At 29.8% G+C, this 12,245-nt stretch carries 9 protein-coding genes; 3 read left to right on the top strand and 6 right to left on the bottom strand.

Features of this window, described 5'->3' with window-relative positions; genetic code table 11:
* Positions 1–115 precede the first annotated feature (115 nt).
* Complete coding sequence (locus BTO04_RS05720; RefSeq protein ID WP_087563588.1) at positions 116–784, bottom strand: BON domain-containing protein; 669 nt, start codon at positions 782–784, stop codon at positions 116–118.
* A 255-nt stretch (positions 785–1,039) separates the two neighbouring features.
* Between BTO04_RS05720 and BTO04_RS05715 the strand changes: the two genes are divergently transcribed.
* On the top strand, positions 1,040–1,447 hold the full coding sequence (locus BTO04_RS05715; protein WP_157662437.1) for a hypothetical protein: 408 nt from the start codon (positions 1,040–1,042) through the stop codon (positions 1,445–1,447).
* A gap of 38 nt (positions 1,448–1,485) precedes the next feature.
* Here BTO04_RS05715 and BTO04_RS05710 read toward each other — a convergent pair whose 3' ends face one another.
* Positions 1,486–3,213 carry a PAS domain-containing sensor histidine kinase gene (locus BTO04_RS05710; RefSeq protein WP_087563586.1) on the bottom strand — a complete coding sequence of 576 codons (1,728 nt, stop codon included), beginning with the start codon at positions 3,211–3,213 and terminating at the stop codon, positions 1,486–1,488.
* Positions 3,203–6,187: a CheR family methyltransferase gene (locus BTO04_RS05705; protein WP_087563585.1), complete on the bottom strand. Its 2,985-nt coding sequence runs from the start codon at positions 6,185–6,187 to the stop codon at positions 3,203–3,205. Before BTO04_RS05705 ends, BTO04_RS05710 begins: the two co-directional genes overlap by 11 nt.
* A 715-nt stretch (positions 6,188–6,902) precedes the next feature.
* Between BTO04_RS05705 and BTO04_RS15630 the strand changes: the two genes are divergently transcribed.
* Positions 6,903–7,028 carry a hypothetical protein gene (locus BTO04_RS15630; RefSeq protein ID WP_302849207.1) on the top strand — a complete coding sequence of 42 codons (126 nt, stop codon included), beginning with the start codon at positions 6,903–6,905 and terminating at the stop codon, positions 7,026–7,028.
* A 120-nt stretch (positions 7,029–7,148) separates the two neighbouring features.
* Positions 7,149–7,388 (top strand): hypothetical protein, encoded by a 240-nt coding sequence (locus BTO04_RS05695; protein WP_087563583.1) that lies wholly within the window; start codon positions 7,149–7,151, stop codon positions 7,386–7,388.
* 56 nt (positions 7,389–7,444) lie between these two features.
* Here the strand turns inward: BTO04_RS05695 and BTO04_RS05690 are convergent, their stop codons facing one another.
* Genes BTO04_RS05690 through fdhD form a run of 3 tightly spaced genes read right to left on the bottom strand, consistent with a single transcriptional unit; the run spans position 7,445 to position 12,087 of the window.
* Positions 7,445–8,983, bottom strand: a complete 1,539-nt coding sequence (locus BTO04_RS05690; protein ID WP_087563582.1) for a hypothetical protein — start codon at positions 8,981–8,983, stop codon at positions 7,445–7,447.
* Between the two features lie 10 nt (positions 8,984–8,993).
* The gene (locus BTO04_RS05685) at positions 8,994–11,288 is read right to left on the bottom strand and encodes an FdhF/YdeP family oxidoreductase (protein ID WP_087563581.1); all 2,295 of its coding nucleotides are present in this window, start codon (positions 11,286–11,288) and stop codon (positions 8,994–8,996) included.
* Positions 11,278–12,087, bottom strand: coding sequence for a formate dehydrogenase accessory sulfurtransferase FdhD (fdhD, locus tag BTO04_RS05680; protein ID WP_087563580.1), 810 nt, complete (start codon positions 12,085–12,087; stop codon positions 11,278–11,280). The genes BTO04_RS05685 and fdhD overlap by 11 nt, the downstream gene beginning before the upstream one ends.
* Positions 12,088–12,245 lie beyond the last annotated feature (158 nt).

Here is a 12,245-nt window from a genome sequence, read left to right as displayed (position 1 = left end):
CGTAGAAACGAATTATCTTTTTTTTTTTTGAATTAAAAAAAAATAAATAACCCTGACTTTATTACTAAAGTCAGGGTTATTTACTAAATAAAATAATACTTAGTAACAATAAGTTTTAAGCATATTCTGTTCTGTATTCTATTTTAAGCTCGTTCTTAACGTCGTAAACTCCAGGAGCATTATATGCTGCTGTTTCTGCATCTTCTTTCTCTTTAATAGAATGTACTTTACCACGTAATGTAACAGCATGACCATGAGTTTCAAGAGTAATAGCATTTGAATCAAGAGTTGCCATTCTATGAAATGCTTTTTTAATTCTATCTTTTACTTCTTTGGGTTCAATATTATTTTCTAATTTAATAGAATTACTTACACCTTTTACACCTAATAAGTTTTTAATGGCATTTCTTGCAGCATTTTTTTGATACATCCATTGTACTTCACCAGATAGAAAAACCCAACCATTTTCAACTTTTATGGAGATTTCTTCTTCAGGAACAGAAGAGTTCCATTCAAAAGCATTTACAATAGCTTTTGCAATTTCTTTGTCTGTTTTTTTGTAACTAATTCCGTAAAGAACTTCAATATCTTCAGCTACTGCTTTTACGCCTTCAACATTTTTTACTGCTTTTTCTGCAGCTAGTTTTTTAGAGTAATTATTAACTACACCACTAAGGGTTACTACACCGTTTTCAACAATAACTCCAATTTGAGTTTCATCAATACTAGGTTGCCATGCTAATTCATCTAATACATCTTCTTTAATTTCTACATCTGTTTTCATAATTTATAATATTTTAATTAAACAATAATTATTTGCTTCAAATTTACTTTAGGGTTTAGTCTCTGGAAATGATTCACATCAGTTGTGGTGATTTTTTTATTTTTTATTTTTTTTAGCAATTAGAACGATTGGTTTAATGACTTCCGTCATGTTTTTTTGTTTTTAAAAGTTAAAACTTTGTATTTCTGATGATCTAGTTTCTTGATTAGAAGAATAAGACATTCATTAATAATGAAAATTATCAAACTTAAAAACATGAATACAGAAGTTTTAAATTCAAAGGCAGCAATGTTATTAGAAGTTGGACTTAATATTTTACATTTAGAAAGTAAAGAATGGTTAGAGACCATTGCTTTTTGGAAAGATGAGATTCAACTTTTAGATAATTTACTTAAGGTAAAAAAATCTCAAGATGATCATAAACAAGATTTTATAAAAATTCTGGACTACTTAGATGACCTACATGCCAACCTCTTTAAGTATATAGAGAATGATATTGTTGCACATGAAAAATTATTATATAGGCTGCAACAAAATGAAAAAGGATTATTTGATGCAATTTATAGAGTAATGCATCGTCAACTTAAAGATAGAATGGATTCTTTTAAAAGTGATTTCCTAAATTTTAAGAAAATTGTGTTTAAATATGTAAAAGAGGTATAATGTTTTTTCTATTAGAGTAAGATAATCTAAATGAAATATTAAGCCTTTTGTGGTAATGAAATGTTAAAAGTAGAACCTTCTCCTAATTTACTTTCAAAAGAAATTTCTCCTTCCAGTAAATCAACATAATGCTTAACAATACTTAAACCAAGTCCAGTTCCTTGAATATTAGTAGCATTTTTTGCTCTAAAGAATTTACTAAAAAGATGTTTTTGCTCTTCTTCTGGTATACCAATTCCTTTATCAATAAAAACAATATTTACAACATCATTTTTAACAGTTGTAGAAATTAATATATCAGTATTTGAGTATTTTATAGCATTTGTAATTAAGTTCAAAAAGATATTTCGTAGTATTTTTATATCTAAAAGAACTATAGCATCACCTTTGTGATTATAGTTTATATGTTGCTTTTCTTTTAAAGACCAATTTAGGTCCTCTAATATTTCTTTAATAAGTATTTTTAAGTCAAAAGAATTCTTAGTTGTTTTTATAATTCCTCTTTCCAGTTTATCCATAGAGAGAAAATCTTCTAAAATATCAGTAAGTTGTTTTACAGAAGACTTAATCCTATCAATATGGCGTGGTTGTTTATCATATTGTTTAAGAGTATTGTATTTGTTTAATAAAATTGCAGAAGATAGTACGCTAGTTAATGGTGTTCTAAACTCATGAGATGCCATAGAAACAAATGCCGATTTCATTTCGTTTACCATTTTCTCATTATGTAAAGCTTCCGTTAATTTCTTGGTTCTTAGTTCTACTATATCTTCAAGATCTTGTGTGTATAGTTCTTTACGGGTTTCTATTTTTTTTCGTTCTGTAACATCTTCACCAGCCATTAAAGTTCCTAAAAACGCTCCTTTTTCATCCAACAAAGAAACATTAGACCAAGACATAATAATTGATTCACTATTAGTGCTTTCTAGTTTACTTTCAAAATTAGATGGTATTAGTATCGTTCCTTTTTTATGATTAGCTATAATATCTTCAACTACAGAATTATCATCTAAATCATTTATAAATTTATTAAACCAATTCTTTCCGATGATATTTTGCACTTTTTCACCTATTAAATAACGGCCCTTTTGGTTAATTATTTGTACATTATTAGCTGAATCTAATATGAGAAAAAGAATAGGCGCTAAATCTAAATATTGCTGTATTATTTTTTTTTCTTTTTGTAAGGCTTCATGCTGAAACAATAATGCTTCCGCTTCTTTTAAACTAGTTATATCTTGAAAGGAAATTCTGCAGACATAATCTGTTTGCTCTTTATTTTGCGTAATAATACCTTGTAGAGATGCTTTAAAAAAAACGTTGCTTTTATGTCTCATTTCAAGTTCAAAATCTTCAAGCTTACCTGTTTTGAAAGCAGCTTGTAACTTTAGGAACAATGTACGAGATTCCCCATTTTCCATATAAGAAGAAAGCGGTTTGCCTTTAATTAATGTACGTTCAACACCTAAAAGATCACAGGCGGTAAGATTAATGTTTTCAATGACTCCTTTTTTATCCAAAACTAAGTACCCTACAGGAGCAAAATCAAACAGATCTGTATATTGATCTTTCACTTCTTCAAGACGATTTTGTGCTTCTCTTAACTCTTCATTTTGCATTTCCAGTTCTATCTGGTGCACTTCAAGTTCGTGTAGTAAAGCCTTGGCATTATCCAAAGTAAAACCTTTAAGCAAATCTAGATTTCTTGCAACTCTAGCTTCTGCTCTTTTTCTTAACTTGTTATATATAGATTTTTCAGGATTCATTTATTTTTTTGTTAATGTCTTCTAGTTTTTTTTCTGCTTGATACAGCTCTGTGATATCTGTTGATGTACAAGCAATTCCAGTAATTTTTGAAGCTACAATAATTGGTCTTATTGTTAAGTCTTGGTATTGAGTTGCTCCTCCAAGTAATAACGAAACGGTATTTCTGTATGTTTTTCCAGTTTTAAGGACTTTATTCTTTATAGTTTCTAATTTTTTTGCATCTTCTTTTGAAAAGAAATCCATATCTGTTTTTCCAACCAATAGTTGCGATTGAAAAGCGACACCTTTCTGTACCATACTTGTGTAAACAAGATTTTTGTTTTGAGTATAAACAGTTGTTTGTGTTAACTCTAAGAGATGCTCATAGTTCTCTTTAATTTCATTTAGTGCTACAGCAAGTAATTTTTCTTTAGTTATATCAACAAAAGTAATAACCACACCTTCAATAACATTTAGAGAGGTACGATATGGCATAATCTGCATTTGGTACCAAATACCATCATTACTTTTTACAGCTGCTTGAAAAGGCGTGAGTTTTTCCAATACTTTATTCGCGTCTTTTATTATTCCTTCGTAAATAAGGTTAGATGAGAGGTCTTGTACAGGTCTTCCAACATCACTTTGTATAAGATTTATAATCTTAGACATTGGTGGTGTAAATCGTTTAATTTTTAAATCGGCATCTAGAAAAATAGTACCAATTTCTGTACTGGCAAGCAAGTTGTTCATGTCATCATAAGCTTGTGCTAGTTCGTCAATTTTACCTTGTAGTTCTGTATTAACAGTTACAATTTCTTCGTTAACACTCTGTAATTCTTCTTTAGAGGTTTCAAGCTCTTCAATAGTGCTTTGCAACTCTTCATTACTAGATTGTAACTCTTCATTAGAAGATTTTAACTCTTGATTGGAAACCTCTAACTGCTCTATTGTAGCTCTTAAAAATTCTTTTGTGGCAATTAATTCTTGCTCTAATGCTTGTAATTCTGAAGTTTCAGCTGGATTATTTATTTGTGCATTTTCACTAAGAATAGAAGGTGTGTCTTGATCTTCAAAAGTAAGCATATAATAGTCTTCATCAGGAATAAGAAGTTTTAAAGGTCTTAAACACAGATCTATTATTTGATGATCACCATTTGTTTTTACGTTAATATTTCTTCTAATTTCTATGGTGTTGCTTTTTCTAATTTTAGAGATTATGGCACGTAAGTCAGTTTTAAGTCCTTCCCTTGCCATGTCTACTATATTAAGTCTAGCTTCTCCAGGAGAAGGTTGCAAGTATTTACCTGTATTTCCAGAAAAATAAACAGCTTCACCTTTTAAATTAATAATTGCACTAGCAGGTGCATAATTGTCTAAAAGTAACTGCGCTGTAATTTTAGCTAGGTTGCCAAATTGTTCTCGTTTTGGTAAAGTAACCGCAGTGTTTACTTTAATATTTATAGGTTCTCTAAACAAATAGCCAATATCTGGTATTTTGTTATTATTTACTTTTTTATGTTTGAATAATTTATGCTTCCTATCTATTACTTCATATAAATCTGCATATTCACCAAGAGATTCTGAGCTTCCTAAAAATAAAATTCCTTCTGGGTTTAAAGCATAATGAAATATGGCAAACACTTTTTTCTGTGCTTCAATATTTAAATAGATAAGTAGATTTCTACAACTTACTAAATCTTGTTTTGAAAAAGGAGGATCTTTGATTAAGTTATGCTCAGAAAATATAACTTTATCTCTAATTTCTTTATTAATTCTATAGGTATTAGCTTCATTTTTAAAATAGCGTCGCAAACGTTCTGGTGTTACATCTGTAAAAATAGTTTCTGGGTAAACACCTTGTCTTGCAATGTTTATTGCACGTTCATCTAAATCAGAAGCAAAAATTTGTAGCTTTAAGGATTTGGTTTGTTTGTTAATAGCTTCATCAAAAAGTATGGCTAAGGAATATGCCTCTTCTCCTGTAGAGCATCCTGCAACCCAAATACGAATAGTATCTCCGTCTGTTTTTTTGCTAATTATTTGTGAAACAATAGTATTTTCAATTGTATTGTAAGCTTCTTTATTTCTGAAAAAACGGGTAACACCAATTAGTAATTCATTAAATAATTTTTTAATTTCTTCTTTATTTTTTTGAAGGTATTTTAAATAGTTTTCTAATTTACTTATTTGGTTTAAAGCCATTCGCTTCTCTATTCTGCGTATGACAGTACTACTTTTGTAATCTCCAAAATTACAGCCAGTTTCATTACGCAGTAAGATAAATATTTTTTCAAGCAGCTCATTAACTGTTGCTTCTATTGTTGCTCTCCCTGCTGTTTTAAACGTTCTGTTTTTAGCGTATTTAACAAGTAGATCTGGTATTTTAGTGACTTCAAGCACAAAATCTTCTACTCCAGCAGAAATTGCACTTTTTGGCATGCCATCATATTTAGCTGTAATTGGATCTTGAACAACAGTAAGTCCTCCTTGGCCTTTAATGTCTTTTAGCCCAAGTGTACCTTCTGTTCCAGTTCCAGATAAAATAACTCCAATAGCTTTTTCTTGTTGATCTTCAGCAAGAGACTTAAAGAAAAAATCTATTGGTTTCCTAAACCCTCTGGCAGCAGATGGTTCCATAAGGTGTAATATGCCTTTAAATATACCCATATCTTTATTGGGCGGAATTATATAAATATTATTAGGTTGCACTAAAGTGTAATCCTTAACTTCTTGTACTTGCATATCTGTATGGCTTTCTAGAAGATGTGCCATAAGACTTTTATGTGTTGGGTCTAAATGTTGTACAATAACAAATGCGAGACCCATATTTTTTGGTGCAGAAGAGAAAAATGCTGTAAAAGCTTCTAAGCCACCTGCAGATGCGCCCAATCCTACAATAAGAAAAGGATTTTTTTTATTGCTCGGTACAGTCTCAATTTTTGTTGAAACTGGTTTTTCTATATTTTTTATTACTGATGTTTTCTTTTTTACCATGGATAGGGTTCTATTGTTTAAAAATTATCCTTAACATGGGGTAATAAAGATAATTAATATATAATAAAACGAAAAATTTTTTATGCATTATTTTGTCTTTTAAGCCTTTTTTTAGTAGTTAACAATCAAAATGACGTAGCTCATTTTGATTTTTTTTTTGTTGTAGTTTCTTTGTGTGTAAATAGGAGATGATAAAATGAGTTATAACCGTTAGGTAGATCTGTACCTAAATATTAATGAGCAATTTTTATTAAATATGAAACAAACATAAACAAATGAAAAAAAGAAACTTCCTTCTTGTAATGCTATTATTTACAGCTATGTTCTTATTAGAAAGTTGTGGACCTGTAGTTATTTCTTCTAGCTTAGAAATACCTCCGCCAACTTGGTTTTATCCTAATAGAATTGAAACTGTTAGGTATGTTTATTTTCCTGAGCATAGGATATATTATGATTTATCACTTAGGAGTTATATTTATTTGAAAAATGGGACATGGTTAACAGTTAAAGTGTTGCCTTCACGTTACCGTTCTATCAATTTAAGACGAAGCAGATTTGTACGAATAAAAAACTATAGCGGAAATAATATCTCTCGATATCATCAGGAAAATAATATGAATAAAAGAAGATCAAGTTCAGAAACCAATACAAGAAGCAAAAGAAATTGATCAACTTAATTACAATTAAGTAATTGTTGAATTAAAATTTCATTAAAATGAGAAAAATAATAAATATATTATTGGTATTGACTCTTATAGGTTGTAACAGTCAAAAAAAAGAACAACGGCAACAAGAAAGCAATCAAAAGGAAAAAGATAAAACAATTGTTAAGCCCAAATAAAAATGGGATGTACGTAAAGAATACGATGAATTTGGAAACGTAATAAAGTATGATTCTATTTATTCTTGGTCGTATTCAAATATAAAGGGAGATTCTCTTCGCGTAAACTTAGACAGTATTATGGATTCCTTTAAAGGGTATTTTGATGAAAATGAATCCTTTAAATTGAGTGAAGGTTTTTCCCTTTTCCCTAGAAAAGATTCCCTTTTTATGAATGATTTTTTTAAGGATGATTATTTCTTTAGAAACAGGGAAATTCAACATTCTGAGTTGGAAAAAATGATTAAAAGAATGGATGCTGAACGAAATGCATTTTTAAAGAAGTTTCATCCAGGATTAATGGAATTTAGAGATAAATAAAATTTATTTGAGAGAGTGTATCAACTAGAAATAGTTGATACTTCAGATAGATAACATTATTTTAATTTCAAAAGAGAAATATTGTATTTTATTCCTAAGTTAATAAAAGGACTACTTAATTCTCCTCCTTTGGCTTTAACATAACCTCCAGAAGTTCTTAGGCTTAACGTATTTGATAGCTGATAATCTAAGCCTAAACTGGGTTTAAGTAGTAAGCCTTGTCCTGTGCTTATATTTCCTCCACCAGCAGCTCCTCCTAAAAATTGTGTAAAAAAGGTTGTTGAGTTATTAAAGAAAGAATTGGTTTTTAAACCTAAACCAACTAAACCTTCTGCATAAGCTCCAGCGTTTCCAAAGTTTGCAAATGAAGTTTGAACAGACACAAAAAAGTTTTTATTTAAATCTAAATTTACTTGTACTGAAATTTGATGCATATCTTCTGTAGGGTTTTCCATTCTTTTTGCGTTGAAGTACATATCTTGTTTAATAATTACATCTAAACCTTTAAATTTTCCTTTATTAAAAGAACTATTTTCTGTTTTTACTCCATTTCGTTCTAAATAGTATTTAATTCCAAGTCCAAAAGTAGACGTATAAAAGTGTTTATTAGGTGTTAACAAAAAACCTTTATTTACTGAAACATAAATATCTTTAAATATTTGTTGCTCTATAGATAAGTCAGGGTATAATAAAAAACCACCTTTTGTGTCTACACCACCACCACCACCAGCACCAATACCAAACTTGGCTAAAATGTTAGTGCTATTTTTATTCATGGATACATGATATCCTCCTCCAAGAAAAACATCCATATACCCAGCTCTAATACCATCGTAAGCACCATCTAATTTTAAGAATGTAAACCAATTTTTATTGATATATGAAGTAAATTCAAACCCAGCCAGTTTTATCGTTTTTCCTTCCAAAATTTCCCCAGTTGTTGCCTTGTCTTCGCTTAATACTTTTAAATTATTAAAATGAACCATTAAAGAATTCCTTTTTGGTTTTTGATTCCAAGTAGAGTTCTTTAAATCAGTAATACTTATTTCTTTTTCTAGATATTTATAGTTTGCATACTCAAAATCTAAAGGAATTTCAAGACTAAAATTTAGTTGATGACCTTTAATTGTTCCACCATCAAAAAAGTTAACATAACTCCAACCTGTGTTTAAAGAAAAACGCTCAAAATTATAACCTAAATTTAAATGAGGTAGAATAAATGCTCCACCACCATCTGGTGCACCAGCTCCACCACCGCCACCAAAGTGAAAACCAGTATCTAAATAAAGTTTTTCAGAAATATTTTTTTTTATTCCTGCATTTACTCCTAAGGTGAAAAAACCACCTCTATCTCCACTTACAGATCCATAAATTCCAACACCTGTGTAAAAGAAATCATTTAGCATTAAATTGTAATGAATTCCTGTATACCCCATGTTTTGCTCATTCGGAATGTTGGTTAAAGGCATCTCTATTGAAAGAAAATCTATTTTTGCAAACCCTTTTTGAGTACTCTTTTCAGGAATATTTTCTGATTGAGAAAATAAATATTGATTAGAAATAAGAAGTGTAAATAAAAAAAAATACTTTTTCATAAGGTAATTTTTATCTTTTTTTGATGGTAATTATAACCGTTTTAGAAGCAGGAGTGTTACTGATATCTGCCTTACTTTTTAAAGGTACTAATATATTTGCTTCAGGAAAATAAGTAGCTGTACATTGTCTTGGAATATCATAAGGAACAACTAAAAATCCTTTAGCCACCCTTTTTTCGGTATTAAAATGACTTGTTAAATCTACTAAATCTAATTTTTGTAGTTGTTGGTTTTTCATATCCTCTTTATTCATGAATATGATTCTACGTTCATTTAAAACACCTCTATATCTATCATCCAATCCATAAATTGTTGTGTTGTATTGGTCATGTGTTCTAATCGTCATCATCATAAATTGATTGCGCTCTAGCGCAATTTTGGAAGGTCTGTTGATACTGAAATTAGCTTTTCCAGTTTTGGTTGGTGTATAATTATTTTCTCGAGCATTATTTGGTAAATAAAATCCACCTTTAATTCTTACTCTTTCGTTATAATTTTCAAAACCTGGAATTGTAGCTTCAATTTTAGTACGAATCAAATCATAGTTAGAGACTAATTTAGACCAATTTGTAGTTGTGTTTTTTAGAACTGCATTTGCAATGCCAGCAACGATAGCTGGTTCGCTTAATAATTCTAAGGAAGATGGGTTTAAATTTCCATTAGATTGATGTACAACTCCCATAGAGTTTTCTACAGAAACAAATTGTTCACCAGCTGCTTGAAAATCTTTTTCAGATCTGCCTAAACAAGGTAAAATCAATGCTTTTTTTCCAGTAATTAAATGACTTCTATTTAATTTTGTAGAAATCTGTACTGTTAAATTACAGTTCTGCAGTGCTTCTGCTGTAAACGCTGTATCTGGAGTTGCAGAAATAAAATTCCCACCCATTCCAATAAATACTTTCGCTTCTTTTTTATGCATTGCTTCAATAGCATCTACAACATCTAAACCATGATTTCTTGGTGCTTTAAAGCTAAATTCTTTTTCAAGATTATCAAGAAAAGAGTCTTTAGGTTTTTCCCAAATCCCCATAGTTCTATCTCCTTGAACATTAGAATGTCCACGAACAGGACAAGTTCCAGCTCCTTTTTTTCCAATACTACCTTTCAATAAAAGTAAGTTTACAATTTCTCTAATGTTATCAACCGCATTTTTATGCTGTGTTAATCCCATTGCCCAACAAACAATAATTTTTTCATTGTTTATAATGAGTTTTGTAGCGTCTTTAATTTCATTTAATGATACACCTGTTTGAGGCAATAATTCCTCAATAGAATAAGCATCTAAATCTTTTAAAAGTTCATTTATACCAGCAGTTTTTTCTTTGATAAATTGATGATTAAATACTGAGTTTGGTTCAGCATCTTCTTTTTCTTTCATCAATTTTAATATGATTTTTAGTAAAGCTACGTCACCATTTATTTTTACTTGAAGAAATAAGTCTGTCAAATCTTCATCTTTACCAATCCATTTTAAAGGATTTTGTGGGTCTTTAAAGCTCATTAATCCAACTTCTGGTAGCGGATTTATTGTTATTATTTTACCCCCTTTTTTCTTTGTTCCTTCAAGAGCAGATAACATTCTTGGATGATTTGTACCAGGGTTCTGACCAATAACAATTACTAAATCTGCATGATTAAAATCGTCTAAAGTAACAGATCCTTTACCAATACCTAAAGTTTCAGATAATGCAACACCACTAGATTCATGGCACATGTTTGAACAATCTGGTAAATTATTTGTTCCAAATTGTCTTACAAAAAGTTGGTATAAAAAAGCAGCTTCGTTACTTGTTCTTCCTGAAGTGTAAAAAATAGCTTCATCTGGAGAATTTAGAGAATTCAATTCTTTTCCGATCAAATTAAAAGCATTTTGCCAAGAAATCTCTTCATAATTATCTGCACCTTCTGGTAAATACATTGGATGCGTAATTCTTCCACTTTTTCCAATTTCGTAATCAGATAATTTTGATAGTTCTTGTACAGAATGTGTGGCAAAAAATAATGGTGAAACTCTATTTTTTGTTGCTTCTTCGGAAATTGCTTTTGCTCCGTTTTCACAATATTCAGCTAAAAAAGCACGTTTTTCATCTGGGTCTGGCCATGCACAACCAGGGCAATCAAACCCGTCTTTTTGATTTATTTTAGATAATAAACGAATTCCTTTTATAACACCAACTTCATTCTTAATATGAGTTAAAGCAGAGGTAATCGCTTTTATACCAGCAGAAGAAGAAGGAACGTCAATAAGTTTAATTCCTGTTAGCTTTTCTGGGGGTAGTGCTGTTGGTTTTTTAGTACTCATTTAAAGTATGTTTTATATATGAGGGGTTTGAGTAGATTGTCATTTTTTTGTCTCTTGTAAAACCAATTAAGCAAATACCAAACTCTTTTGCAAAATCTACAGCTAAGCTAGAACATGCAGAAATTGCTACAATAATAGGTATTTTTGCAATAAAAGCTTTGGAAACTATTTCATAGGAAACTCTGCCACTAACTAATAAAAAATTAGCTTTTTTTAAGGTGTTCTTTAAAAGTAAATCACCAATAGTTTTATCAACAGCATTATGCCTTCCAATATCTTCCTTAATGCTTAATAATTGTTTTTTTTTATTAAATATTGCAGCTGCATGACTTCCTCCAGAGTTTTTAAATGTTTCTTGAAAAGAATTCATTTTTAGAAACATTTCTTGCAATATTTCTGAAGAAAATGAATTTTCATTAGAAAGTTTATTACCAGATACCTCAATGTCTTTTAGTTCTTTTTTTCCACAAATTCCACATGAAGAAACAGAGAGTAAAGTTCTCTTATTTAAATATCCTTTGCCTAATTTATCTTTAGGAATTGTAATATTTAAGATGGACGAATAATCCTCTTTTTGCTCAATGATTTGAACATCAAAATTTTCATCATTTTTATAAATATCTTCAGCATACAGTAGACCTCTAACTAATTCAATATCATTATCAGGTGTTCTCATAACAACGGTGTACGCTTCTCCGTTAATGTTTATTTGGAGCGGAGCTTCAATCACTAAAAAATCATTAATTTTTGAGTGTTGATTCTCTAAAATTTTGAAAGCTTGATACGAAAGAGTTTGCATAAAACGGAAAGTTGGCTTTAAATACAAATCTACTAAAAATGTATTTGTGTTATAAAACAAAAGTCTCGAAAATAAACTTGGGACTTTTCTTAGTATTTTATGCCCTTAATAATAATACACTTAAGTGTTACGTAAATATATAAATTTTCTTAATTGAT

Source organism: Polaribacter sp. SA4-10 (assembly GCF_002163835.1).
Taxonomy (GTDB): domain Bacteria; phylum Bacteroidota; class Bacteroidia; order Flavobacteriales; family Flavobacteriaceae; genus Polaribacter.
The sequence above is the reverse complement of the archived record's forward strand: the minus strand, read 5'-3'. Positions and strand labels throughout refer to the sequence as shown.